Genomic DNA, 26,185 nt, shown 5'->3' with positions numbered 1-26,185 from the left:
TTATCCGCACCCTCTTTTTGGGATAAGATATGGGTGAAAAAGAGAAGATTCCTAGGCATGTGGCCATTATACTTGACGGTAATGGAAGATGGGCAAAGAAACGCAGCTTACCTAGAACCTTTGGCCATCTTAAAGGCTGTGACAATGTAGAGCCTGTATGTAAGGCTGCATTTAATCTGGGCATTAAATATGTTACTATGTATGCTTTTTCAACTGAAAACTGGAAGCGTCCACAGGATGAGGTTGATGAACTTATGAAGCTGCTTGCAAAATATATGAAGGATGCAATGAAGCTCTCTGTAAAAAACAATATGAGAGTTAGGATAATAGGCGATAAATCAAGGCTTTCAGATGAACTTAACTCACTGATAGCTAAGCTTGAAGATATATCTAAGGATTTTACAGGCTTACAGCTTCAGATTGCCGTTAACTATGGCGGTAGAGACGATATTAGAAGAGCTTTTAAGAATATACTTATATCTGCTGAAAAAGAAGGCTTGACTTATCAAGAAGTTATAGAAAAACTGTCTGAGGATACCATAAGCGATAACCTGGATACTGCGGATATTCCTGATCCTGATCTTATGATTAGAACGAGTGGGGAGCAGAGATTGTCTAACTATCTTATTTGGCAGCTTGCTTATGCTGAGTATTTTTTTACAGATACTCTTTGGCCTGATTTTGGGAAAAAAGATTTAGAAGAAGCCATTGAATTCTACAGTGGTAGAGACAGAAGATTTGGCGGTATTAAGAAAGGATGAACTATGTTTCTGACTAGACTTATAAGTGGAATTCTGCTTTTAGTATTTACATTTGTGACTATGTATTTTGGTGGGCAGTTATTGCTTGTTGCCTTATTTTTGATATCATTGATTGGTTTATATGAGCTATATAAGGTTATGAAATTTGAAGATACTACACTTGCTGCAGTAGGATACTTAGGCGCATTTGCGTGGTATATAAATATTGATACAAGACCAAATGCTATAATTGATTTTAAGGTGCCTGAGCTTATGATATTTTCAATTGTGGTTGTGGCGGCACTTTTGGTCTTCGTAGTAAAATATCCTAAATATACTGCAAACCAGCTATTTAGTACGATTTTTGGTATATTTTATATACCTGTTATGATATCTTTTATATTTAAGACCCGTGAGACCATAGCATTTGGACAGTGGCTTGCATGGATGGCATATGTAAGCTCCTGGGGCTCTGATACCTGTGCATATGTTGTTGGAAGACTCTTTGGTAAACATAAGCTGGCACCGGTACTAAGTCCTAAAAAGTCGGTGGAAGGCGCAATTGGTGGAGTTCTAGGTTCTGCACTTATAGGCGTTATATTTGGACTTATTATGAGTAATTATACAGGAAAATCAGAAAACCTTATTGTGATATTTGCAGTAATTGGAGGACTGGGCTCTGTTATCTCTCAGATAGGTGACCTGGCTGCATCAGGAATTAAGAGAAATTATGATATCAAGGACTATGGACATTTAATACCGGGACATGGTGGCATTCTTGACAGATACGACAGTATGATAATCACTGCACCCATAGTTTATTTTCTCTCACTTTACCTGGTAGGAAGGATATAATGAAAAGAATATCTATTTTAGGTTCCACAGGCTCTATTGGGACTCAGACGCTTGACATAGTAAGGCTTAATGAAGATTTGAAGGTAACTGTACTTACCGCGAATAAAAACATTAATCTAATTTTCACACAAATTTTAGAATTTTGCCCTGAATTTGTCTGCATTTTTGATATAATAGAAGCAGGCAAACTTAAAGATATGCTTAAGGTTGCTATCGCTGAAAAAAAACTAAGTAAAATGCCTGAGATAGTAACGGGAGTAGAGGGGCTGATTGAAGCGGCTGCTTACGAGAACTCTGATATAGTTGTTACAGCTGTTGTAGGCATGATAGGTATTAGACCTACGATAGCAGCTATAAATGCTGGAAAGGATATAGCCCTTGCCAACAAAGAGACTCTCGTTTGTGCAGGCCATATCATAATAAAGCTTGCCAGGGATAAAGGGGTTAATATCTATCCTGTGGACAGTGAACACAGTGCTATATTCCAGTGTTTACAAGGAAAGGCAGATAATAGGATAAGAAGACTCCTGCTTACAGCCTCAGGTGGCCCATTTTTACATACTCCTAAGGAAGAGTTAAAGGATGTGACTCTTGAGAGGGCTTTGAAGCATCCTAACTGGTCGATGGGAGCAAAGGTGACAATTGACTCATCAACCATGGTGAATAAAGGGCTTGAGGTCTGTGAGGCAAGATGGCTGTTTGATACTGAGCCTGACAAAATAGAGGTGGTTATTCAGCCTCAAAGCATAGTACACTCAGCAGTAGAATTTGAGGATGGCAGCGTAATAGCTCAGCTTGGAGTCCCTGACATGAAGCTTCCCATATCCTATGCACTTACTTATCCTCATAGAAGATTTGTATCAGACAATTACCTTGACCTTTTTGCCATATCAAAGCTTGACTTTATTAAGCCTGATTTGGAGAAGTTTAAGGGCTTAAGCCTTGCCTTTATGGCTATTACCGAGGGAGGAAGCCTCCCTACTGTCTTTAATGCGGCCAATGAGGTGGCTGTGGCATTATTTATACAGAAAAAAATCAGATATTTAGATATCGTTAATATCATAGAAGAAAACTTAAATAAACACATAAAGATAGAAGATCCTAGCGTGGATGACATAGAAAGAATCCAAGGCGAGATTCTTCTTGGTGTAAAAAGCAGTATGTAAGGAAGGTGAACGATTTGAACATAGTTTGGGCTATTTTAATATTTTCATTAGTAGTAATTATTCATGAATTTGGACATTACTTTTTTGCAAGACTTGGAGGAATCAAGGTAAATGAGTTCTCACTTGGTATGGGACCAAGGCTTTTCTCCTTTGATGCAGCAGGGACAAAGTGGTCTGTGAAGCTACTGCCAATTGGCGGTTCCTGTATGATGGAAGGTGAGGATGAGTCAAGTGATGATGAAGGTGCCTTTGCCAATAAGTCTGTGTGGGTAAGGATATGGACGGTTTTCGGAGGACCATTATTTAACTTCATCCTTGCATTTTTACTTTCCCTCTTTGTAATCGGCTCGATAGGAGTAGACAAAAGTAATATTGTTAGCGTAACAAAGGGCTATCCCGCTGAAGAGGCAGGACTTAAGGCAGGAGATGTCATTACTAAGATAAACGGAACTTCCATAAATATCGGAAGGGAGGTTTCAAGCTACTTTGTATTTCATCCACTATCTAATGAGGACGTGAAGATAGAGGTAAAAAGAGGAGATGAAAAACTTGATTTTACTGTAAAGCCTCAGGAAAAAGAAAAGTTTTACATGGGATTTACCTATTCTCCGGGAGATGGTGAGGCAGCCATTGACAGCCTTACAGATGACAGTGCACTAAAGGCTGCAGGCGCAGTCGCAGGTGATGTCATCACTGCTGTAGACGGAACTGTCATCAAGTCAGGAACTGAACTTAATAACTATTTCGTTTCTTCTCCTTTAGACGGAAAAGAAGTAAAGATTACACTTAAGAAGGCTGATACAGGAAATACAGAGGAGATAACAGTAACTCCTAAAAGTGCAGGTTCTTCTTATACCTTGGGACTTGTAAGCAATACTGCAAGAGAAAAGCTAGGAATAGGCGGTACCCTATATTACTCATTGAACGAGACCAAATATGTGGTGGTTACAACCATCGAATCTCTTAAAATGATGGTTACAGGAAGAGTAAAGCCTAAAGAAATAGCGGGTCCTGTCGGTATAGTAAATATGATTGGCAATTCCTACGAGCAGAGTAAGAATGATGGTATTATGGTCATCCTCATTAGTATGGCAAGCATAAGTATACTTATATCAGCCAACCTTGGAGTTATGAATCTACTTCCTATCCCTGCTTTAGACGGTGGACGACTTGTATTCCTCATAATAGAAGCAGTAAGAGGCAAGCCTGTTGACCCGGACAAGGAGGGAAGAGTACACTTTGTTGGCTTTGTTCTCCTTATGTTGCTTATGGTAGCAGTATTGTTCAATGATATTTTGAGAATTATAGGATAAATTATGGTAAATGAAATCAAGACTACAAGAGTAGTGAGGATTGGAAACAGGGTTATCGGTGGCGGTAATCCTGTTTTAATACAATCAATGACAAATACTAAGACAGAAGACGTGAAGGCTACAGTGGCTCAGATTAAAGAGCTTGAGAGGGTAGGCTGTGACATAATCAGATGTGCAGTTCCTAATATGGAGGCAGCCCTTGCCTTTAAGGAGATTAAAGAGGCTATAAATATTCCTTTAGTAGCTGATATCCACTTTGATTACCGCCTTGCTATAGCGGCTATGGAAAACGGAGCTGATAAAATCAGAATAAATCCTGGAAACATAGGCTCAGAGGAGAAACTAAGGGCTTTAATAGATGTTGCCAAAGAGTATCAGGTGCCTATAAGAGTTGGTGTAAATAGCGGTTCTCTTGAAAAGGAAGTTCTTGAAAAATATGGCAAGGTTACCAGTGAGGCTCTCGTAGAAAGTGCATTAAACAATGCTAAACTTATAGAAGATATGGATTATCATAACCTCGTTATAAGCATAAAATCATCAAATGTAATGGAATGTATCAAGGCTCACGAGTTAATTGCAACGAAGACCGATATTCCTTTGCATGTTGGCATCACAGAGTCAGGCTCTCTTATTTCGGGCAATATCAAGTCGGGTGTAGGACTTGGAATCATCTTATATCAGGGTATAGGAGATACCATCAGGGTATCACTTACAGGCAACCCTGTAGAAGAGATTAAGTCTGCCAAGATGATACTTAAGGCTCTTGGGCTTAGAAAGGGCGGAGCTGAGATAGTTTCCTGCCCAACCTGTGGCCGTACTGATATTGACCTTATAGGTCTTGAAGAAAAGGTGAATAAACTGCTTGAGGAGTATATGGAGTTAGACATAAAGGTTGCTGTTATGGGCTGTGTGGTAAATGGTCCGGGCGAGGCAAGGGAAGCGGACCTTGGTATCTGCGGAGGCAAAAACGCAGGTCTCATCATTAAAAAAGGAGAAATTGTTAAAAGACTTCCTGAGTCTGAGCTTCTTATGGGACTTAAGGAAGAGCTTGATATATTAAAAGCTAAGGAAGGAAAGTAAGATGGATTTTCATGAGGCTTTTAACAACCTGGTTATAAATGAAGAGCTTGAAAGAGCTTATAATGAAATATCGGTTGAAAAGGTAGTTGTATCAAAGACAAGAGGTGAAATTACAGTAATAATAAAGGGCCTATCTCCTCTTAAAAGGAGTCATATTGTTTCTATGCAGTCTGCACTTAAAGGCCAGATATTTACTTCTAAGGAGCAGACAGTAATAATTGAGGAAAGATATGACTTATCGGATTATTTGGTCAAAAATATATTTGAAAAAAATAAGCCAAGTATCCTTGAGGAATTAAATGAACAGGGTAGGATATACTACAATATTCTAAATAAAAGTAAGATAGATTTTGATGATACTGCGATATATATAGAAAATGAGGATAATTTCATAATCAGGGAAAAACTAAAGGAAATATCCGCATGGCTTGAGCTTATATTTCTAAAAAGATATAACAAGGAAGTCTCCATCCACCTTAAGTTTAGAGAGATAAGTGAAAAGGAAAAAGAAGAAAAGGACAGCTTTACCATAGAGGAAATACTTGCTACAAGGCCTCAGGCAGAGCAGACTTCTAAGCCTAAGGCTAATAACAAGCCTATGTCAGAAGATAAGGGTAAGAAAGCATTTAGTGCACCTTCGGGCTTTAAGAAGAAGTCAATCCCTCTTGATCCTTCTGTAATTTACGGTAAAAACTTTGATGGAGCATCTGTTTTGTTAAAGGACATTACAGAAGAGCAGAGAAGCCTCATTGTTAGAGGCAGAATCCTTAAGCTTGATGAGAGAGAAACAAAAACAGGAAGATTTATTATTTCTATCGTAATCACTGATTTTACGGATAGCATTACCTGCAAAATATGGGCATCCCCTGAAGAAAAGGGAGAGCTTAAGAAAAGGCTTTCTCCAGGTGCCTTTATTAAAATAAGTGCAGATGTACAGATGGACCCTTTTGATAATGAGCTTACCTTAAGTAAGGTGGAGGGCATCAAGGAAACAGAAGATTTTACAGTAAAGCGTATAGACAAGAGCGAAAAGAAGAGGGTTGAGCTTCATCTTCATACAAACATGAGTGAGATGGACGCTGTAATTGATCCAGGCACACTTCTTAAAACCCTATCTGCTTGGGGACATAAGGCTGTTGCAATTACTGACCATGGAGTAGTTCAGGGCTTTACCAATGCTCTTCATGCAAAAGACAAGCTTAAAATGAATGATTTTAAGCTTATTTATGGTGTGGAAGGCTATGTAGTAGATGATGTTTCTCCTGCTGTAAGGATGGACAAAGGACAGAAGTTCACAGATCCTGCTGTTGTTTTTGATATAGAAACAACAGGCTTTGGTCCTAAAAACTGTAGGATAATAGAAATTGGAGCTGTAAAAGTAGAGGATGGAAAAATTGTTTCAAAATTTTCTGCCTTTGTTAATCCCAAGCAAAGCATACCTGAGGAAATAACCAAGCTCACAAGCATTACTCAGGAAATGGTTATAAATGAGCCTGAGATTGACATTGTTCTTCCAAAGTTTTTAGAATTTTGTAAAGGCTGTTTTTTAGTTGCACACAATGCATCCTTTGACACGAGCTTTATATTTGAAAATATGGAGAGGCTTGGACTTAAGGGGGAGTTTACCATAGCGGATACAGTAACCATGTCAAGGGTACTTCTTCCGGGACTTAAGAACTATAAGCTTGATACAGTGGCTGAGAGACTGGGAATTGTACTAGAGCACCACCATAGGGCAGTTGACGATGCTGGCTGCACTGCTGAAATCTATATCAAACTCTGTGAGCTTGCAAATGAGAGGTTTGGTAACTCACTCCTTAGCAATTTTAATACTAAAGAGGGATTTGATACTGAAACAATCAAGAAAATGGGTACCTCCCACATCATTATCCTGGCAAAAAATGACATAGGCAGGATAAACCTCTATAAACTGGTTTCACTTTCTCATCTTACCTATTTTCAGAGACGTCCAAGAATTCCAAAAAGTCTTTTGATGAAGCATAGAGAGGGACTGATACTTGGTTCAGCCTGTGAGGCAGGAGAGCTTTATCAGGCAGTTCTTAGAAGGCATGGTGAGGATGAGATTGAAGCTTTGGCTAAGTTCTATGATTATTTTGAGATTCAACCGCTTGCCAACAACAGCTTTATGATTGAGAATGATAGAGTCCCTGATATTACAGATAAAGAAGATTTAAGAGAAATAAATAGAAAAATAGTAAGTCTTGGTGAAAAATATAACAAACCTGTTGTTGCTACTTGTGATGCACATTTTCTAAATCCTGAAGACGAGATATACAGAAAATATCTCTTATGGTCGAAGGGAATGAAGGATGCAGACAGGCCTTTACCTCTCTATCTTAGAACTACGGAAGAAATGCTTGAAGAATTCTCCTACTTGGGTAAGGATAAGGCAGAAGAGGTGGTAATTACCAATACCAATCTTATAGCAGATATGATTGAAATAATCTCGCCTGTAAGACCTGACAAATGTGCTCCTGTCATTGAGAATTCTGACGAGGAGCTTAGAAGAATCTGCTATGATAAGGCCTACGAAATATATGGAGAGGACCTTCCTAAAAAGGTAGTAGACAGGCTAGAGCATGAGCTTACATCAATCATATCTAATGGCTTTGCGGTTATGTACATAATTGCTCAAAAGCTAGTGTGGAAGTCAAATGAAGATGGATACCTCGTTGGCTCCAGAGGCTCAGTAGGCTCCTCATTTGTTGCCTTTTTATCTGGTATTACAGAGGTTAATTCACTATCTGCACATTATTACTGCAATCATTGTCATTTCGTTGACTTTGACTCTGAGGAAGTAAGGAGCTACTCAGGAAGAAGCGGCTGTGATATGCCTGATAAGCTGTGTCCTGTATGTGGAGAGCCGCTTGTAAAGGATGGACACGACATACCTTTTGAGACCTTCCTAGGCTTTAATGGAGACAAGGAGCCTGATATCGACCTTAACTTTTCTGGTGAATACCAGGCAAAGGCACATGCTTATACTGAGGTTATCTTTGGTGAAGGGCAGACTTTTAGAGCAGGCACAATCACAGGTGTGGCGGATAAGACAGCCTATGGCTATGTACTTAAGTACAATGAGGAGCATGACAACATAGTTATGCGGAGGTCGGAGATAGAAAGAGTTTCTCTTGGCTGTATAGGAGTAAGGAGGAGTACAGGACAGCATCCCGGAGGAATAGTAGTTCTTCCTCTTGGAGAAAATATCAATACCTTCACACCTGTTCAGCATCCTGCCAACGACATGAGTACACCTATAATTACAACACACTTTGATTATCACTCAATTGACCACAATCTTTTGAAGTTAGATATACTGGGACACGACGATCCTACCATGATAAGGATGCTTGAAGACCTTACAGGAGTGAATGCACAGGGGATAAGGCTTGATGATGAAAAAGTGCTTTCACTCTTTCATGGGCTTACGGCATTAGAAATAGAAGCGGAGGACCTGGATGGTTATGACCTTGGAAGCCTTGGTGTACCTGAGTTTGGTACGGATTTCGTTATGCAGATGCTTAGAGAAACCAAGCCTCAGACATTTTCAGACCTGGTTCGTATATCAGGTCTTTCTCACGGAACTGATGTATGGACAGGTAATGCACAGACTCTTATAGCAGAAGGGAAATGCGAGTTAAAGACTGCAATCTGTACAAGAGATGACATTATGATATATCTCATAGATATGGGGCTTGAACCGGGACATGCCTTTAAGATAATGGAAAGCGTGCGTAAGGGCAAGGGGCTCACCCCAGAATGGGAGCAGGAAATGACAGAGCACAACGTTCCTGACTGGTATATCTGGTCTTGTAAGAAGATTAAGTACATGTTTCCTAAGGCACATGCTGCAGCCTATGTAATGATGGGCTTTAGAATAGCCTATTTCAAGGTATATCATCCACTTGCCTATTACTCTGCATTTTTTAGTATAAGGGCAAAGGCATTTGACTATGGTTTATTCTGCTTTGGTAAAGAAAAGCTTTTAAGCGTTATAAAAGAAATAAAAAAGGTAGAAAAAAGACATAGAAATAAAAAAGATGAAGATGTGCTGGGAGATGCCTACATAGTACTTGAGATGTATGCAAGAGGCTTCGAATTTATGCCAATTGACATATATAGGGCAAAACCGAAGTATTTTCAGATTATAGATAACAAGATAATGCCTGCTCTTGTAAGCATAGAAGGACTTGGAGATAAAGCAGCCTATGCCCTCTATGAGGCTGCTAAAAAGGGCAAATTTCTCTCAAAAGACGACCTTAAACAAAGAGCAAAAGGCACTACTCAGACAGCAATAGACAAGATGACGGAACTTGGTATTATAAATGAACTGCCGAACTCCAGTCAGATATCTTTATTTGACTTTATGGGTTAATTTTTAGCCATTTGGCGTAAATCATTAATTGATTTTGGTACAATAATTTCAAATACTTGTTAAAAGTGGACAAATGTCCTTTATTAATTGATGAAAAAAATATAAAATCTAATTAATAATTAAACAATATTATACAAACTTCACAAAGAAAAGAAAGTTGTTTGGAGGAAACCATGATTGATTATGCTGAGGGTTCAGGCAAACAGTATCATACAGGCTTAGCTAAAGGCGATGTAGGAAGATATGTTATTCTTCCCGGAGATCCTAAAAGATGCGCAAAGATAGCAGCCCACTTTGATAACCCCGTACTTGTGTCTGATGTTAGAGAATATGTGACATATACAGGAACCTTGGACGGTGTCAAGGTAAGCGTTACCTCGACAGGAATAGGTGGTCCATCCGCAGCCATTGCAATTGATGAGCTTTCAAAGTGCGGAGCAGACACCTTCTTAAGAGTTGGAACCTGTGGAGGTATGCAGGATGAGGTTATGGGAGGAGATATTGTCATTGCAAGCGGTGCCATCCGTATGGAGGGTACGAGCCGCGAATTTGCTCCTATAGAGTACCCTGCAGTTGCCAACATTGATGTAATGAATGCCATGATAAATTCTGCAAAGGCGCTTAATGAAAGATACCATGTTGGAGTAGTTCAGTGTAAGGATTCATTCTTTGGACAGCATGAACCTGAGATTATGCCTGTTAGCTATGAGCTTCAAAACAAATGGCAGGCTTGGCTTAGAATGGGCTGTCTTGCTTCTGAAATGGAATCTGCTGCCTTATTTATTGCCGGAAGCTTTCTTAGGGTAAGGGTAGGCTCTTGTTTCCTTGTTGTAGCCAATCAGGAAAGGGCTAAGAAAAATCTTCCAAATGAGCAGGTACACGATACAGAGGCAGCCATCGCTACTGCCGTAGGTGCCATAAGACTATTGATTAGTCAAGATAAGGACAACAATTAATCTGCCATACAGTGAAAAGATAAGTACAATTTTTGACTGTTAAATCAAGACTTTTTAATATTTGGTTACTGCTGCCAAAAGGCAGTATAACATAAAACTTTCTTAAAAAAGGAGAAAAGAAATGAAAAAAAGACTTTTATCAATGGCTCTGTCTGCAGTTATGGTGCTTTCATTAGCAGCTTGTGGCGGACAGGCAAAGGATTCCGCAAGCACAAAGAGTGCTTCAAAGACCACCTCTACTACAAGTACAGCTAGTACTACAAGTGTAGCTAGTACTACAAGTGCAGCCGGAAGTGCTTCATCAGCTAAGTCAGGCAGCACCACGACTGCTAAGTCTGACTTAAAGGTTGGCCTTATTACTGATGTGGGCGGTATCCATGACCATTCATTTAACGAGACCTCCTGGAAGGGACTCGAGAAGGCTAAGACAGATTTTGGTGTAGAGATTAACTACCTTGAGTCAAAGACTGATGCTGACTACTCAAGTAACATCGAAAGCTTTGTTGATGAAGACTATGACCTTATTGTATGCGTTGGCTTCAAGCTTGCTGAGGCTACAAAGAAGGCTGCAGAGTCTCATCCTGATAAAAAGTTTGCCATCATTGATGATGCTTCCAATGCATCACTTCCAAACGTTACCTGCCTTACCTTCAAGCAGGAGCAGGCTTCTTACCTTGTTGGCTATGTAGCAGGTCTTGTTACAAAGAAGAATAATGTAGGTTTTGTACTTGGTATGGCAAGTGAAATGATGAACAAGTTCGGCTATGGCTACCTTGCGGGTGTATATGCAGCCAATCCAAAGGCAACAGTTCAGCAGATAGATGCAAATAACTTTGCAGACCCTGCTATTGGTAAGACAAGTGCAACAACAATGATTACCAATGGAGCAGATGTTATCTTCCACGCAGCAGGCGGTACAGGTGTTGGTGTTATCCAGGCCTGCCAGGAGAATAAGATATCAGCCATCGGTGTAGATACAGACCAGAGCTCATTAGCTCCTGATACAGTTATCACATCAGCCATGAAGAGGGTAGACAACGCTGTATATGATTCAGTTAAACAGCTTGTAGAGGGTACTCTTAAAGGCGGAGAAGTTGTATATGACCTTTCAAAGGGTGGTGTAGACATAGCACCTACTACCAAGCTTCTTTCTGAGGACGTACTTAAGAAGGTAGAAGAAGTTAAGGCTAAGATATTAAGTGGAGAAATCGTTGTTCCTGGTACAAAGGCTGAATTTGAAAAAGAATATGGCGATAAGTACGAATTAGACTAATCCAACTGTCACCTGATGGTTTCTTTACCTTTTATTTGTAGTTATAGTTATTTAATAGCTACAGAGCTGTTAAAGAAAGGTAATTTCTGCAGCTACCGCTTGCATTCTGCGGTAGTTGCAGATAATTGATAATATCATGTTTTGAAAACAGTGTTTTATATCTAACACATTATTTTGAGAATATGATAGTCAAAATATCAGAAAATGGGAGGTAAGGCTGTGGGCAGTGAAAGTCATATTGATGAAAATGTCATTGCTGTTAAAATGGAGAACATAGTAAAAAAATTCGGAAGTTTTACTGCTAATGACGGAATTAATCTAACTGTGCATAAGGGTGAGGTTCATTCCATACTTGGTGAAAACGGTGCAGGAAAAAGTACTCTCATGAATGTACTCTACGGTATGTACAGACCTACTAGCGGACAGATTTATATTAAGGGTGAAAAAGTAGATATATCAAGCCCTAAACACGCCATAGAGCTTGGTATAGGTATGGTACATCAGCATTTTATGCTTATACAGCCATTTACCGTTACAGAAAACATAGTCTTAGGTATTGAGCCGGTTAAAGGTGTTAAGATTGACTACAAGCTTGCAAAGAAAAAGGTGCTTGAGATATCTGAAAAATACGGTATGCAGGTAGATCCTGATGCCAAGATTGAAGATATTTCGGTGGGAATGCAGCAAAGAGTTGAGATACTTAAGGTGCTCTACAGAGGTGCTGACATACTTATTCTTGATGAGCCTACAGCTTCACTTACACCGCAGGAAATAGACGAACTTATGGTAATTATTAAAAATCTTACCAAAGACGGCAAGAGTATAATAATCATTACGCATAAGCTTAAAGAAATAAAAGCCTGTTCAGATAACTGTACAATCATCCGCCAGGGAAAATATATCAATACTGTCAAAGTGGACGAAGTAAGCGAGTCTGAGCTGGCAGCCCTTATGGTAGGCCGTGATGTCAATTTTAAGGTAGAAAAGAAGGAGCAGGAACCTGGTGCAGAGGTCCTCTCGGTAAAGAATGTGAGGGCAAGAGACTATAGAGGAGTAGAGATACTTAAAGGCTTTGATATATCAGTTAGAGCAGGTGAAATTGTTGGTCTTGCAGGTGTTGATGGAAATGGACAGACAGAGCTGGTTGAGATATTAAGCGGTCTTAAAAAGGCTGATTCCGGTGAAATTACTATGAATGGCAAGGATATCTTCAACAAGACACCTAACGAAATATTTAAGGATGGTCTTTCAAGTATCCCTGCAGACAGGCAAAAACATGGACTTGTCCTTGAGTTTTCAATCGAAGATAATCTCATTTTACAGCATTACAATGAGGCACCATATTCAAAAGGCTTTATACTTGACCGTAAAGTTATACGAGAGCACGCAACCAAGATGATGGATAAGTTTGACATCAGGCCAAGAGGTGCTGAGGCTAATCCTGCTGGAAGCCTTTCAGGAGGCAACCAGCAAAAGGTTATAATAGCTAGGGAGGTTACCAACGATAAGGATTTACTTATAGCAGTTAACCCAACCCGAGGTCTTGATGTCGGAGCTATTGAGTTTGTGCATAAGTATATTGTTGAGCAGAGAAATAAGGGAAAAGCGGTACTGCTTGTTTCCTTTGAGCTTGATGAGATTATGAACCTCTCAGACAGAATAGTTGTTATAAGCGGCGGTAAAGTAGCAGGAAGTATGCTGGCAAAAGAGGCAAAAGAAGGTGAACTTGGATATATGATGGCAGGAGGTGAGCAGAGTGAATAAGAAAAAGAGCATTTTACAAAGCAATTTCCTATATACCGTTATAGCCATTATAATCGGTTTCCTTATTGGTGCCATCTTCTTGGTTATCGCAGGCATAAGCCCTGCTGTGGCCTATAGTAAGCTGATTTCAAGTGTATTTAGTAAGCCAAAGTTCTTGATGTATACCTTGGTTTATTCAGCACCTATCATACTAACAGGTCTTTCGGTAGCATTTTCCTTTAGAACCGGTGTATTCAATATAGGTGCTGAAGGACAGTTTGTTGTTGGAAGCATAGCAGCTACTCTCGTTGGAATTCTTGTGAAACTGCCCGCAGTTATCCATGTTCCTCTATGTATAATAGCGGCCATGGCAGCCGGAGCCTTCTGGTCATTCTTATGCGGCCTTATGAAGGTAAAGCGTGGTATTCACGAGGTTATATCATTTATTATGTTTAACTGGATAGCATTTTATCTATCTAATTTCGTAGTTAACCTTAAAGATATAAAGGTCGAGGGAGGCGAGGCCTCAAAGAACCTTGAAGACAGTGCAAGGATACTTTTTCCTGCAACCTGGATTGACAGCATTAAATGCCCTGATGCCAACTGGGGTATAGTTATAGCTGTAGTTACTGCTGTAGCTATTTGGGTTATTATAGAGAAGACCACTCTTGGTTATAGGCTGAAAGCAGTGGGATTTAATAAGCATGCTGCTGATTATGCGGGAATAGATGCGAATAAGTCAATTCTTACCGCACTTTGTATATCAGGAGCACTTTCTGGACTTGGTGGTGCGGTTCAGATTATGGGACAGAGTGGTAGACTTGTACAGTTTGCAGGTCAGGAAGGCTATGGCTTTGAGGGTATTTCTGTAGCCCTTATTGGTAGCTCTAACCCTATAGGATGTATATTTGCTGGGTTATTCTATGGAGCCATGAAGTTTGGAGGATCTAAGCTAAATATGGTTCAGGTTCCTTCACAGATTATTAGTATAATCATGGGCTGTGTAATTATTTTCATAGCTATTTCACACGTATTCAAGTACTTGTTTCTTAAAGTTACCAAAAAGAAGGAGGCATGATAATGAATTTTCTAATCCAAAACCTTGGTCTTTTGATTAATGCAGCTTTAATAGCTACACCTCCACTTCTTTTAGCAGCTCTTGGCTCTTGTTTCTCGGAAAGAAGCGGAGTAGTTAACATCGGAATTGAAGGCATGATGACAATAGGTGCTGTTACCGGAGCAATAGCAGCCCTTACCACCAAGAACGGAATCTTGGCATTCATCATTGGAGGCCTGGCCGGTGCTGTATTTGGTCTCATTCATGCGGTAGTTTGCATTCATTTTCATGCGGACCAGACCATTGCAGGAACAGCCATCAACTTTATAGGACCCGGACTTGCTGCCTTTACCTGTATGGTACTTTACAATTCCACTGACAGCCCTGCAATTCCTTTGGAGGACAGGCTTCCTAAAATGTTCAATGATGTATTTGAAGCAGGAAGCTTTGGGGCAAATGTACTCAATGTATATTCTATGGCTTACTTAGTATTTGTATTCGCTATAATTGCTAACTTTGTATTCTATAAGACAAAACTTGGAGCACATCTGCGTGCCTGTGGAGAACATCCTGTAGCCTGTGAATCACTTGGTATCAATGTTTACCTTGTAAGATATATCTGTGTAATCCTTTCAGGATTTTTAGCAGGACTTGGGGGAGCCTTTTGTACACTTGCAACAGTTAGCCAGTTCAAGCCTACAGTTATTGTGGGACAGGGCTTTATAGCCATAGCAGCCGTTATCTTTGGCAAGTTTTCTCCTATGGGAGCACTTAAAGGCTGTCTTATCTTTGGTATATGTAATGGTATCAAAGCACTTGCAAGTCAAGGCAATATGGTATCGCCTAACCTTATTTCAATGATACCTTATGTAGTTACAATCTTAGCCCTTATCTTCTTTGTAGGAAGAGCAGATGCTCCTGCTGCCAACGGTAAACCTTATATAAGATCAAAGTAAGGAGGGTGTATGGACTACAAAGAATTGGTAAAAATGGCACTTGAAGCCAGAGAAATGTCTTATTCTCCATATTCTAACTTTAAGGTAGGAGCTGCCCTCCTCACTAAGAATGGCAAGGTATATAAGGGCTGTAATATTGAAAATGCAGCTTATTCACCTGGAAACTGTGCAGAAAGAACAGCTATATTTAAGGCTGTCAGCGAGGGGGAGAAAGACTTTGCGGCCATTGCAATAGTAGGTGGTCCCGCCGATAACAACGAACTAACCATCTGTCCGCCTTGTGGGGTTTGCAGACAGGTCATCAATGAGTTTGTAGACTGTGAAGAGTTTGACATTGTACTGGGAACAAATAAGCCTGAGGATATGAGGGTATTTAAGCTTAAGGAACTTCTGCCACTTGGATTTGGGCCGGGAGACCTTGCCAAATAAAATTATGGGAGTTCACTATGAGTGATTTGGATAATGTATGGAAATATCTAAGTAAGGACAGTCACGAATACTTAGAACAGTTCTTAAAAAATGCACCTAGGTGGCTGCTTGAAGAATTCAGAGAGGTTTCACTGCCAAAGGATACAGAATTTGTCACTGAAAATGATAATGCAGGAACTGTATATATATTGCTCACAGGGATCGTAAAGGGAAGTGACTTAAGGGTATTTCCTATAGCATATGACTTTATGAGATTCTACCCGATAGAGGTCTTTGGTGGCATGGAATTTGTACTGGAAGAAGAAACCTACAGAACTACTCTTGTAACAGTTACAAACTGCCGCTTTCTTAAGCTATCAAGAGAGCATTTCGCCAAATGGGTATCAAATGATATAAATGCAATGAAGATGTTTACTGAAGCTATGACAAAATATCTCTTAGAGCAATGTAGAAAGGAAAGATTGTTTCTTTTCCTTCAGGGTGAAGATAGAGTTCTGCTGTTTTTACACGACTTCTATGAGAAAAATCATCTGGGAGATAAAGTAATTATCAACATGAGCAGAAATGATTTGGCAAGAGGAACCGCACTTTCAGTGAGGACTGTTAACCGTACTGTGAAAGACTTCATAGAAGAAGGATTGTTAATGAAAAAAGGCAGAAAACTGGTGCTGCCATTTGAGAAGTATAAAGAAATCAAAAACAGGCTTGCTGATAAGATTGAAATAGCCTGATTTATTACAAATCAAACAAATCAAAGGAGGATGTTACTATGCCAATACCAACACCACATATCAGAGCCAAAGAGGGAGATTTTGCAAAGACTGTGCTTATGCCGGGAGATCCACTTAGGGCAAAGTATATAGCCGAGACCTACCTTGAGAATCCGGTTCTTGTTACAGATGTTAGAAATATGCTTGGTTTCACAGGTACTTATAAGGGTAAGAGAGTATCTGTAATGGGCGGAGGTATGGGTATGCCTTCAATCGGAATTTACTCTCACGAGCTTTTTAACTTTTATGGAGTAGAAAATATAATAAGAATTGGTTCCGCAGGCTCTATAAGCGAAAGCTGTCCTGTTAGAAGCGTCGTAATAGCACAGGCTGCCTGCACCAATTCCTCTTGGGCCAAGCAGTACGAGATACCGGGAACTTATGCTCCTATTGCTAACTACGGACTACTTTCATCAGCTGTAGAGATAGCTAAAAAACAGGGAACACCTACAGTTGTTGGAAATGTACTTTCTTCCGATCCTTTCTATTGCGACCTTAAGGATCCTCATAGTGCTTGGATAAAGATGGGCGTTCTTTGTGTTGAGATGGAAGCAGCCGCCCTTTATATGGAAGCTGCAAGGAGTAAGAAGAATGCCCTTGCTATACTTACAATATCAGACAATATTATCACAGGTGAAGAACTAAGCTCTGACGAAAGACAAACAGGCTTTGGAAAGATGATGGAGCTTGCACTTGAATTAGCTTAAGTTTTAATATTCGACTATTGTAGAATAGTTTTCTACAATAGTCGAAACTATATTGAAAGGATGGTTTTAAATGACACAAAAGGAAATGCTAACCCATGTTGACCACACTTTACTTACACAGACAGCTTCATGGGAAGAGATTAAACAGATTTTAGATGATGCTATGAAGTATAAGGTTGCATCTGCCTGTATACCGGCAAGTTATGTAAAAGAAGCTTCCGATTATGTTGACGGAAAGCTTGCAATCTGTACAGTAATAGGCTTTCCAAATGGTTATGACACCACTGCATCCAAAGTGTTTATGGCTAAGGATGCCATAAATAATGGTGCCATGGAAGTAGACATGGTCATCAACATTGGCTGGCTGAAGGATAAAAGATACGATGAACTTGAAGCAGAGATTAGAGCGATAAAAGAAGCTGTAGGAAATAAGATTCTTAAAGTAATAATTGAGACCTGCCTGCTCACCGATGAAGAGAAAATAAAGATGTGTGAGATTGTAACCAAGGCTGGCGCTGATTACATTAAAACCTCTACAGGTTTTAGCAAAGCAGGTGCTACCTTTGATGACATTAAACTCTTTAGTGAGCATGTCGGTAAAAATGTAAGGATTAAGGCTGCCGGTGGTATATCAAGTCTTGAGGATGCGTATAAGTTTCTTGAGCTTGGTGCAGACAGACTGGGTACAAGCAGGATAGTAAAATTAGTTAAAGGACAGGAGGCGACAGGATATTAATGATTAGATTTAAGCGTGTATTTTTGATAGTTATTGACTCTATGGGCATTGGAGCAATGCCGGATGCAGAGAAGTTTGGCGATGTTGGTGTAGATACCTTGGGACATATATCTGATACAGTTGAACATTTTAACATACCTAATCTTAGAAAATTAGGACTTGCCAATCTAAAGCCACTTAGCAAGGTAGAGCCTGTTGATAAGCCTCTTGCTTATTATTGTGCACTTAAAGAAAAGAGTAACGGCAAGGATACTATGACAGGACACTGGGAGATGATGGGAATCCACACTACAACTCCTTTTGTAACCTTTACTGATACAGGCTTTCCAAAGGAGCTTTTAGATGAATTATCAAAGCGCTGTGGGAAAGAAATCATAGGAAACAAGAGTGCTTCGGGAACTGAGATTCTTGAAGAGCTTGCAGAAACAGAGATAAATGAAGGCAAGATGATAGTGTATACATCTGCTGACTCTGTGCTTCAGATATGTGGAAATGAGGAGACCTTTGACCTTGCCAATCTTTATAGATGCTGTGAAATAGCCAGAGAGCTGTGTATGAAGGATGAATGGAAGGTTGGAAGAGTTATTGCAAGACCTTATGTAGGCAAGAAGAAGGGTGAGTTTAAAAGAACTGCGAACCGCCATGATTACGCAGTTAAACCTCCTATTGATACTGCTCTTAATGCGCTTAAAGATGCCGGCCTTGATGTGATTTCCATAGGTAAGATAAACGATATCTTTGTCACAGAGGGTATCACAGAGGCATATAAGTCTAACAGCTCGGTTCATGGTATGGAGCAGACTATAGAAGAAGCAAAGAAAGACTTTAAGGGGCTTTGTTTTGTAAACCTTGTTGATTTTGATGCACTTTGGGGACATAGAAGGGATCCTATAGGCTATGGTGATGAGATAGAGAAGTTTGACGTAAAGCTTGGAGAACTCTTAGATGTGATGCGTGAAGATGACTTACTTATAATCACTGCCGACCATGGCAATGATCCTACCTATACAGGAACCGACCATACCAGAGAAAAGGTGCCTTTCCTTGCATATTCAAAGAGCTTAAATGGATCAGGCAGCATACCTGAAAGAGAGACATTTGCAGATATGGGAGCTACCATTGCTGAGAATTTTGGAGTTAAGATGCCTGAGGGAACCATTGGAACTTCAATGCTTGAAGAATTAGTATAGTTCGATATTGACAATCATTTTCAAATGTTTTAATATAGTATATATGTGTTCTAAGTGAATATTATATTCTATTGCAAATATAATTGCTATGGACTATGTGATACGGGTGTCAGATATTTTTGACACTTGTATCATTATGTGCTTTGACACTTGTATCATTATATTAAGGGGTTGTTGATATGACGAGTGAACAGGTTATTGAGAGACTGAAGTTAGACGGATGCCGGATTACTAAACAGCGCAGGCTTATCATTGATGTTATCATGAACAATGACTTTAATTCCTGTAAAGATATTTATTATCAAGTTGCTGAAAAGGATAAGACAGTCGGTATGGCAACTGTATACAGGATGATAAGGCAGCTTGAGGATATGGGAATAGTACACAGGATAGATACAATCGAAGTAGTTAATTTATAATTTAGCACCGATTATGATAATTTTAAATTTAATATATCATAGTCGGTGCTTTTATGTTACAATGGTTATCTGGCGGCATAGGATTAATGGAAAGGGGATAATGTTTGGTCTTAGGTAAAGGATTATATATAAAAAAATATCAGGTATACTCACCGAAGTTACCTTTATCCTTTGATGGATTTAGATTTATATTTATTTCGGATTTACATGGAAAAAAATATGGGAAAAACAATACAAAGCTGCTTGAGATGATATATAAAGCAAAGCCTGACTGTATACTAATAGGCGGTGATATGGTTGTTGGTGGAATAAGCAGGAGATGTAAGGAGGGTTATAGACCTCTTTCAAAAGAAACAGTTAATACTTCTATAGATTTGATAGCTGAACTTACACCTAAGTACACTGTTATTCATGCGCTTGGCAATCACGAGGAGAAGCTTCATCCTGCACTTTGGGATGAATATAAATCAAAGCTTAAAGAGCTAAATGTAAAACTACTGGATAATGAAAAATTCAGCTTTCATAGAGAAAATGATGACTGTATAGACATTTACGGACTAAGTTTGGGTAAAGAGAATTATCCAAAATTTAGAAGAAATAAATTATCGTTAGATAGTGTGGAAGAAAAACTCGGAGCAAAGGGTGGCAACTACACTATACTTATGGCACATTCACCGCTTTATTTTGAGACTTACAGCAGGTGGAAGGCTGACCTAACCCTTTCAGGGCATTTACATGGCGGGATTATGCGTCTGCCACTTGTTGGGGGAGTGATAGGGCCTGACTTTTTTATATTTCCTAAATACTCAGGAGGCTTTTATACAGAAAATGGCAGCAATATGATAGTTTCCTGTGGTGCAGGCACCCATACCATCAACTTAAGGGTGTTTAACCCACCCGAGATTACTCTTGTAGAATTGAAATTTGGAGAGAAATTACATGGGAATTGAAGTTAAGCTTGAAGTATTTGAAGGTCCTCTTGACCTCTTGCTTCATCTCATTGAGAAAAATAAAATAGACATTTATGATATACCTATAGCTGAGATTACAGACCAGTACATGGAATATGTCAATCAGATGAAAACGGCTGACCTTGATACGATGAGTGACTTTCTTTTGGTTGCAGCACAGCTTATAAACATTAAGTCACGGATGTTGTTGCCAAAGGAAGAGAAGGAAAACGGCGAGGAGATTGATCCAAGAGAGGACCTTGTAAAGAGGCTTATTGAATACAAGATGTATAAATACTCTGCTGAGCTTCTTAAAGGAAAAGGAGATTTTGCTTCCTCCTACCTCTTTAAGGAGCCTACCATCCCTAAAGAGGTTGCTGAATATGCGCCAAAGCCTGAAATTCAGGAAATTATAGGTGACTTGACTCTTGCGAAGCTACATAACATTTATAATTTTGTTATCAAAAAACAGACAGATAAAACCGATCCTATCAGAAGCTCGTTCGGAAAGATTAAAAAAGAGCCTATAAGCCTGTCTGAGTCTATTGGTGAGCTTCAAAGCTTCGCAAAAGAGCATAAATCCTTTAGCTTTAAGGAATTTCTTATAAACCAGCCTTCAAGACTGCACGTAGTTGTGAGCTTTCTTGCTGTGCTTGAGCTTATGAAGGTTGGAGCCATAAAGGCAGTTCAGGATGATAATGTTTCGGACATTTTGATAGAATTTGTTGAAGAGAAGATGTTTACCAAAGAAGATTATAAGAACATGGGAGAGTAATAAGTCGTGGAATTGAAGATACTTAAGGCTAAGATAGAGGCCATACTTTTTGCAATAGGCAAATCAGTAAGGCTTACAGCTATTGCCGAAGCGGTCGAGCTGGATGAAGATACAGTTAAGAAGGTCATCCATACTATGATGGATGAATATGAAGATGAGGGGCATGGAATCAGTATAATAGAGCTTGAAGATTCATTTCAAATGTGTACCAAGGCAGAGATGTATGAAACTCTAATAAAGGTGACTAATGTGCCTAAAAAGCACAACCTTACAGATGCTTTGCTTGAAACCCTTTCAATAGTTGCTTACAAACAGCCTGTAACCAGGGCTGATATTGAAGCTATAAGAGGAGTTAAGTCAGACCATGCAGTTAACAAGCTTATTGAATACGGACTTATTGAGGAAGCAGGCAGGCTCCAGGCACCGGGTAAGCCTTTAGTTTTTGGTACCACAGAGGATTTCCTGCGCTCTTTTGGCATAAAGTCACTTGAGGATTTGCCTGTTATTGGACAGGAAGCAGAAGATGAGTTTAAGCTTGAGGCTGAAAAAGAAGCTCAGCTTTCATTTGAGGATTTAGAAAAAATTGACTAAAATACCTATTTTTTTATAAAAAACTTAAAATACACTTGTACTTTTCCAGTTATAAGTTTATAATTATAATCGGCGGTAAATTGGATGTTTTGATATTCAGTTTATTCCTGATAAAAACCAAACTTAAGTTAATGGAGGGCTAAGAATGGGTAATGCAGTAGTGCTGTCGGCGAGAGATAGAATACTCTCTTTGCTTGACGAAAACAGTTTTGTTGAAATTGGTGCTTTAGTAACAAAAAGAAGCACAGATTTTAACCTTAGTGAAAAAGAAGTTCCCGGTGACGGCGTAATTGCAGGCTATGGTCTTATAGACGGTAGTCTTGTTTATGTTTATAGCCAGGACAAGGATGCTCTTGGCGGAACAATGGGTGAAATGCACGCCAGACAGATAGTCAATGTGTATGATCTCGCTACCAAGGTTGGTGTTCCTGTGGTTGCAATCACAGATTGTGCAGGCATGAGGCTTGAAGAGTCTACAGATGCACTTGATGCATTCGGTAAGGTATATGCAAGACAGGTGCTTGCAAGCGGTGTTATTCCTACAGTTACCGTAATTCTTGGAACCTGTGGCGGTGGCTCTGCTATTTCGGCCGCAATTAGTGACTTTGTTATCATGACACGTGATAATGCAAAGTTATTTGTAAATTCACCTAACGCAGTTGATAATAACTATACAGCTAAGTGCAATACAGCAGGAGCAGCTTTTCAGGCTGAATCAGGCAATGTAGACATCGTGGCAGAGGATGATGTAGAAGCTCTTGCAAAGGCAAGAGAGCTTATTTCTGTACTTCCATCAAACAACGAGAATACCGGAGTTATTTGCGAGTGTGATGATGACCTCAATAGGGTAACAGCTGGTTTAGGTACACATGTTAAAGATACTGCGGCAGCACTTCGTGAAATATCTGATAACAACTGGTTCTTAGAGTTAAAGGCTGATTGCGCAAAAGAAATGGTTATTGGTTTCATCCGCCTGAACGGAGCAATTGTAGGAGCTGTGGCAAACCGTAGTGAAATCCTTGGTGAGGATGGTAAAGCTGCTAAAAAGTTTGACAGTGTTCTTACGATGGCAGGTGCATATAAGGCAGCTCATTTTGTAGAATTCTGTGATTCATTTTCAATCCCTGTGCTTACACTTACATCTGTAACAGGCTTTGCCTCATCAGTAGGAGAAGAGCGTTCTATAGCAAGAGCTTTATCACAGCTTACAGCAGCATTTGCCAATGCGACTGTACCTAAGGTAAACCTTATTGTAGGTAAGGCATACGGAAGTGCTTACATTACTATGAATTCAAAGCATATTGGTGCAGACCTTGTATTTGCTTACAGTGATGCTGAAATTGGTATGATGGATGCTAAGCTTGCTGCGGAGATTATATATGACGGCAAGGATGCTGCCACAATCAGTGAAAAAGCGGGAGAGTATGCAGCTCTTCAGAACAATCCTGTATCTGCAGCAAAGAGAGGCTTCGTAGATAGCATCATCGAGCCTGCCGCAACAAGAAAGCAGCTTGTATATGCTTTTGAGATGTTATATACAAAGAGGGAATTTCGTCCAAATAAAAAACACAGCACAATTTAATATAGAGAGGAAGTAAATATGCAGAAAAGACTAATATTATTAGTGCTTAGCGTTTTCTCCTGCTTTATGCTACTTAGCGGCTGTGCGGGCAGCTCTAAGACTGACAGCGATACTTTATCTTATAACAAAGAGACTGTTATGCAGGCAGGTAGCTTCTTTGCCGAACAGTGGGCATCAGGAGAGCTTGAAAATACAATTAGCAGTGCTCAGTTAGGCAATAAGGCTAAAAAGAGCATCATTTCTATGATTGACAACCTTAATTCCGTTAAGGAAGAGGTTGGAGCTTTCAAGTCAGTTGATGAGTCAAGCGCTAATATCGTAGAAGGAAAAGATTACGTTAAGTACGAGGAAATGATTGATTTTGAAGGAGGTAAGGTTAAGTTTACCGCCACCTTTGATGAAGACAGCATGGACAGCGGTTATATTCCTACAAGTCTAGCGGCAGAACAACAGATAACTGTTGCCGAAAAGATGGAAAAGGCAGCCCTTAATACAGTTTTTGGTATGGCTTTCATCTTCCTTGTTCTTATTTTCATTAGTTTTGTAATAAAGGCATTAAGCCTTGTTCCTAAGTTCCTTGCTAAGAAGGAGCACACGGATGCAGAACCAGATACGCAGATTGTAGCAGAGCCTACAGTACAAAGTGAAGAATTAAGTCAGGCAGAGCTTACTGCTGTTATCACAGCAGCCATAATGGCTTACACAGCTGATAATTCTTCTGTGTCTGCTGACGGTCTTGTGGTCCGCTCAGTAAAGAGAAAAGGTAATAGTACCTGGTAATAGCTTATAAAGCATAATTTTATTTTAATATTTTGAAAGGATAATCACATTATGAAAACATATACAATTACTGTTAATGGAACAGCTTATGAAGTTACTGTTGAAGAGGGTGCGGGAAGCGGTGCGGCTCCTGTAGTTAAGAGTGCAGCTCCTGTGGCTGCTCCAAAGCCTGTAGTAGCAGCTCCTGCATCAAGTGGTGCCGTAGGTGCAGTTAAGGTTAATGCTCCTATGCCTGGTAAGATTTTAGCTGTAAAGGCAAATGCCGGACAGGCTGTTAAGAAGGGTGATGTAATCATCGTTCTTGAAGCTATGAAGATGGAAAATGATATAGTTGCACCTCAGGACGGAACAATCGCTTCTGTTTCCTGTGCAGTTGGTGATTCAGTTGAAGCAGGTGCTTTACTTGCATCCCTTAACTAATCTGATAACTGTACATTAAAACGGAGGTAATTATCTATGAGCTATGTTACAAATATGCTCGAGAACCTGGCAGCACAGACAGCATTTGTCAACATGTCATGGGGAAATATTCTCATGATATTCATTGCTCTGGTGTTCTTGTATCTGGCTATAGCAAAGGGATATGAGCCGCTGCTTTTGGTTCCTATTTCATTTGGTATGCTACTTGTTAATATCTATCCGGATATTATGAAAGAAGGCGGACTTCTCCATTTCTTTTTCTTACTGGATGAGTGGAGTATTCTTCCTTGTCTTATATTCTTAGGTGTAGGTGCTATGACAGACTTCGGACCTCTGATTGCTAATCCTATTAGCTTCATCATGGGTGCAGCAGCACAGTTTGGTATCTTTGGTGCCTACTTCTTTGCTATATTACTTGGATTCAACGATAAGGCAGCAGCAGCCATAGCTATTATAGGTGGTGCTGACGGTCCTACATCAATCTTCCTTGCAGGAAAGCTTGGGCAGGCTGAGTATATGGGACCTATAGCCGTTGCGGCATACTCTTATATGTCACTCGTTCCTATCATTCAGCCACCTATTATGAAGCTTTTTACAACTGAAAAGGAAAGAAAAATCAAGATGGAGCAGCTTAGACCTGTAAGTAAGCTTGAGAAAATATTCTTCCCAATAGTTGTTACAATAGTTGTTTCACTCATTCTTCCAACTACAGCTCCTCTTGTAGGGATGCTTATGCTTGGTAACCTCTTTAGGGAGAGTGGTGTTGTTAAACAGCTCCAGGAAACAGCAAGTAATGCCCTTATGTACATAGTTGTTATCCTTCTTGGTACTTCAGTAGGTGCTACAACTTCAGCAGAGGCATTCCTTAAGCTTGATACACTAAAGATCGTAGGTCTCGGCCTTATTGCTTTTGCAGTTGCAACAGCTGCAGGCGTACTCTTTGGTAAGCTCCTTTGCCACCTTACAGGAGGTAAGATTAATCCTCTTATTGGTTCTGCAGGAGTTTCTGCCGTACCAATGGCAGCCAGAGTATCACAGAAGGTCGGTAGAGAGGCAGACCCTTCTAACTTCCTTCTTATGCACGCTATGGGACCTAACGTAGCAGGTGTTATAGGAACTGCGGTTGCGGCAGGTGTATTTATGGCAATTTTCGGAGTTAAATAATATGATGGTATTAAGATAATATTGCTAAGCAGCCATTATTTGTTGAATGATGAGCAGGCTATGAATAATATCTACGATTACAGAAGTAATAAACTATGCTAATCCGATATCATTAATCATTGTAATATTGAATATTA

Annotated in this window: 24 protein-coding genes; all 24 read left to right on the top strand. The window is 39.7% G+C overall.

All coding sequences use genetic code 11. The features are described from left to right. Positions 1–29: 29 nt before the first annotated feature. The 24 genes from JJN12_RS05850 (at position 30) to JJN12_RS05735 (ending at position 26,048) form a co-directional block, all read left to right on the top strand. Complete coding sequence (locus JJN12_RS05850) at positions 30–761, top strand: isoprenyl transferase (protein WP_208428806.1); 732 nt, start codon at positions 30–32, stop codon at positions 759–761. A 3-nt stretch (positions 762–764) separates the two neighbouring features. Further along, complete coding sequence (locus JJN12_RS05845) at positions 765–1,595, top strand: phosphatidate cytidylyltransferase (RefSeq protein WP_208428805.1); 831 nt, start codon at positions 765–767, stop codon at positions 1,593–1,595. Further along, on the top strand, positions 1,595–2,761 hold the full coding sequence (gene dxr, locus JJN12_RS05840) for a 1-deoxy-D-xylulose-5-phosphate reductoisomerase (protein WP_208428804.1): 1,167 nt from the start codon (positions 1,595–1,597) through the stop codon (positions 2,759–2,761). Before JJN12_RS05845 ends, dxr begins: the two co-directional genes overlap by 1 nt. A 14-nt stretch (positions 2,762–2,775) precedes the next feature. Then, positions 2,776–4,074 carry an RIP metalloprotease RseP gene (gene rseP / locus JJN12_RS05835; RefSeq protein WP_208428803.1) on the top strand — a complete coding sequence of 433 codons (1,299 nt, stop codon included), beginning with the start codon at positions 2,776–2,778 and terminating at the stop codon, positions 4,072–4,074. A gap of 3 nt (positions 4,075–4,077) precedes the next feature. Continuing rightward, positions 4,078–5,154 (top strand): flavodoxin-dependent (E)-4-hydroxy-3-methylbut-2-enyl-diphosphate synthase, encoded by a 1,077-nt coding sequence (gene ispG, locus JJN12_RS05830; protein ID WP_208428802.1) that lies wholly within the window; start codon positions 4,078–4,080, stop codon positions 5,152–5,154. Between the two features lies 1 nt (position 5,155). Further along, entirely contained in the window at positions 5,156–9,550 is a 4,395-nt protein-coding gene (locus tag JJN12_RS05825) for a PolC-type DNA polymerase III (RefSeq protein ID WP_208428801.1), read from the top strand. A 173-nt stretch (positions 9,551–9,723) separates the two neighbouring features. Next, positions 9,724–10,506, top strand: coding sequence for a uridine phosphorylase (gene udp / locus JJN12_RS05820; RefSeq protein WP_236013711.1), 783 nt, complete (start codon positions 9,724–9,726; stop codon positions 10,504–10,506). Between the two features lie 121 nt (positions 10,507–10,627). Continuing rightward, a complete protein-coding gene (locus JJN12_RS05815; RefSeq protein ID WP_208428800.1) occupies positions 10,628–11,779 on the top strand; it encodes a BMP family lipoprotein in 1,152 nt (383 codons plus the stop codon). 264 nt (positions 11,780–12,043) lie between these two features. After that, positions 12,044–13,543 (top strand): ABC transporter ATP-binding protein, encoded by a 1,500-nt coding sequence (locus tag JJN12_RS05810; RefSeq protein WP_334298338.1) that lies wholly within the window; start codon positions 12,044–12,046, stop codon positions 13,541–13,543. Continuing rightward, positions 13,536–14,600, top strand: a complete 1,065-nt coding sequence (locus JJN12_RS05805) for an ABC transporter permease (RefSeq protein ID WP_208428798.1) — start codon at positions 13,536–13,538, stop codon at positions 14,598–14,600. Before JJN12_RS05810 ends, JJN12_RS05805 begins: the two co-directional genes overlap by 8 nt. A 2-nt stretch (positions 14,601–14,602) precedes the next feature. Beyond that, positions 14,603–15,535: an ABC transporter permease gene (locus tag JJN12_RS05800; protein ID WP_208428797.1), complete on the top strand. Its 933-nt coding sequence runs from the start codon at positions 14,603–14,605 to the stop codon at positions 15,533–15,535. A 9-nt stretch (positions 15,536–15,544) separates the two neighbouring features. Then, entirely contained in the window at positions 15,545–15,964 is a 420-nt protein-coding gene (cdd, locus tag JJN12_RS05795; protein WP_208428796.1) for a cytidine deaminase, read from the top strand. 17 nt (positions 15,965–15,981) lie between these two features. Then, the gene (locus tag JJN12_RS05790; RefSeq protein ID WP_208428795.1) at positions 15,982–16,695 is read left to right on the top strand and encodes a Crp/Fnr family transcriptional regulator; all 714 of its coding nucleotides are present in this window, start codon (positions 15,982–15,984) and stop codon (positions 16,693–16,695) included. Between the two features lie 38 nt (positions 16,696–16,733). Then, the gene (gene deoD / locus JJN12_RS05785) at positions 16,734–17,441 is read left to right on the top strand and encodes a purine-nucleoside phosphorylase (RefSeq protein ID WP_208428794.1); all 708 of its coding nucleotides are present in this window, start codon (positions 16,734–16,736) and stop codon (positions 17,439–17,441) included. Between the two features lie 70 nt (positions 17,442–17,511). Then, positions 17,512–18,177, top strand: a complete 666-nt coding sequence (gene deoC / locus JJN12_RS05780; protein WP_208428793.1) for a deoxyribose-phosphate aldolase — start codon at positions 17,512–17,514, stop codon at positions 18,175–18,177. Continuing rightward, positions 18,177–19,367 (top strand): phosphopentomutase, encoded by a 1,191-nt coding sequence (locus tag JJN12_RS05775; protein ID WP_208428792.1) that lies wholly within the window; start codon positions 18,177–18,179, stop codon positions 19,365–19,367. Before deoC ends, JJN12_RS05775 begins: the two co-directional genes overlap by 1 nt. Positions 19,368–19,546: 179 nt before the next feature. After that, positions 19,547–19,786 (top strand): Fur family transcriptional regulator, encoded by a 240-nt coding sequence (locus tag JJN12_RS05770; RefSeq protein ID WP_208428791.1) that lies wholly within the window; start codon positions 19,547–19,549, stop codon positions 19,784–19,786. Positions 19,787–19,890: 104 nt separating this feature from the next. Continuing rightward, entirely contained in the window at positions 19,891–20,736 is an 846-nt protein-coding gene (locus tag JJN12_RS05765; RefSeq protein WP_208428790.1) for a metallophosphoesterase, read from the top strand. After that, positions 20,726–21,511 (top strand): segregation and condensation protein A, encoded by a 786-nt coding sequence (locus tag JJN12_RS05760; protein WP_208428789.1) that lies wholly within the window; start codon positions 20,726–20,728, stop codon positions 21,509–21,511. The genes JJN12_RS05765 and JJN12_RS05760 overlap by 11 nt, the downstream gene beginning before the upstream one ends. Positions 21,512–21,517: 6 nt before the next feature. Beyond that, complete coding sequence (gene scpB, locus JJN12_RS05755) at positions 21,518–22,102, top strand: SMC-Scp complex subunit ScpB (RefSeq protein ID WP_208428788.1); 585 nt, start codon at positions 21,518–21,520, stop codon at positions 22,100–22,102. A gap of 145 nt (positions 22,103–22,247) precedes the next feature. After that, on the top strand, positions 22,248–23,684 hold the full coding sequence (locus tag JJN12_RS05750) for an acyl-CoA carboxylase subunit beta (RefSeq protein ID WP_208428787.1): 1,437 nt from the start codon (positions 22,248–22,250) through the stop codon (positions 23,682–23,684). An 18-nt stretch (positions 23,685–23,702) separates the two neighbouring features. Beyond that, the gene (locus tag JJN12_RS05745; protein WP_208428786.1) at positions 23,703–24,464 is read left to right on the top strand and encodes an OadG family protein; all 762 of its coding nucleotides are present in this window, start codon (positions 23,703–23,705) and stop codon (positions 24,462–24,464) included. A gap of 51 nt (positions 24,465–24,515) precedes the next feature. Continuing rightward, positions 24,516–24,884 (top strand): biotin/lipoyl-containing protein, encoded by a 369-nt coding sequence (locus JJN12_RS05740; RefSeq protein ID WP_208428785.1) that lies wholly within the window; start codon positions 24,516–24,518, stop codon positions 24,882–24,884. Between the two features lie 36 nt (positions 24,885–24,920). Then, on the top strand, positions 24,921–26,048 hold the full coding sequence (locus JJN12_RS05735) for a sodium ion-translocating decarboxylase subunit beta (RefSeq protein WP_208428784.1): 1,128 nt from the start codon (positions 24,921–24,923) through the stop codon (positions 26,046–26,048). Positions 26,049–26,185: the final 137 nt, after the last annotated feature.

This window comes from Catonella massiliensis, from assembly GCF_016651435.1.
In the GTDB taxonomy this organism is placed as follows: domain Bacteria; phylum Bacillota; class Clostridia; order Lachnospirales; family Lachnospiraceae; genus Catonella; species Catonella massiliensis.
The sequence above is the reverse complement of the archived record's forward strand: the minus strand, read 5'-3'. Positions and strand labels throughout refer to the sequence as shown.